This window comes from Segatella hominis, assembly GCF_004535825.1.
Classification (GTDB): Bacteria; Bacteroidota; Bacteroidia; order Bacteroidales; family Bacteroidaceae; genus Prevotella; species Prevotella hominis.
Genome location: NZ_SGVY01000143.1, coordinates 1 through 681, shown reverse-complemented (window position 1 = coordinate 681; position 681 = coordinate 1). Strand labels below are relative to the sequence as shown.

Annotated in this window: 1 protein-coding gene; it reads left to right on the top strand. The window is 37.7% G+C overall.

Annotated elements, in window-relative coordinates; translation table 11 throughout:
- Window positions 1–681 (top strand): restriction endonuclease subunit S (locus EXN75_RS17525; protein ID WP_134844761.1); only part of this gene is annotated, 681 nt, incomplete at both ends.

Sequence of the window (681 nt, the reverse complement as noted above, 5' to 3'; positions counted from 1 at the left end):
GATAAATGATAATTTAGAGGCGATGGCAAAGCAGCTCTATGACTATTGGTTTGTGCAGTTTGACTTTCCGAATGAGGAGGGCAAGCCGTATAAATCAAGTGGTGGGGCTATGGTCTGGAATGAGAAGCTGAAGCGTGAAATACCGCAAGGTTGGAATGATTGTAAAATCAAGGATTTTATGAGAATCTTTACAGGCAAGAAAGATGTGTCTAAAGCTGTGCCTGGGAATTACAAGTTCTTTTCTTGCGCACCAGAACCGATTTCTTCAAATGAATATATTTATGACGGATATGCCGTGTTGGTTTCAGGAAATGGGAGTTATACTGGGCGAGTTGGCTTCTATAAAGGTAAATTCGATTTATATCAAAGAACGTATGCTTGTGTTTTAGATGAAGACGAACATAACATATCTTTTTTCTATTATACATTGAGATACTTATTTCAACCTATATATAGTGGTGGTAAACATGGCTCTTCTATACCATATATTGTCTTAGGGGATTTGGCTGATTTCTGTTTTGCTTTTAATGAAACGATATGTACGAAATTTGTAGATGCAACAAAACCAATGTTTGACGAACAACTTTTGCGACAAAAAGAAATCGAAGCCCTTACTAAGCAGCGAGACGAACTTCTCCCCCTCTTGATGAATGGTCAAGCGTCGGTAAATTATCATTTATC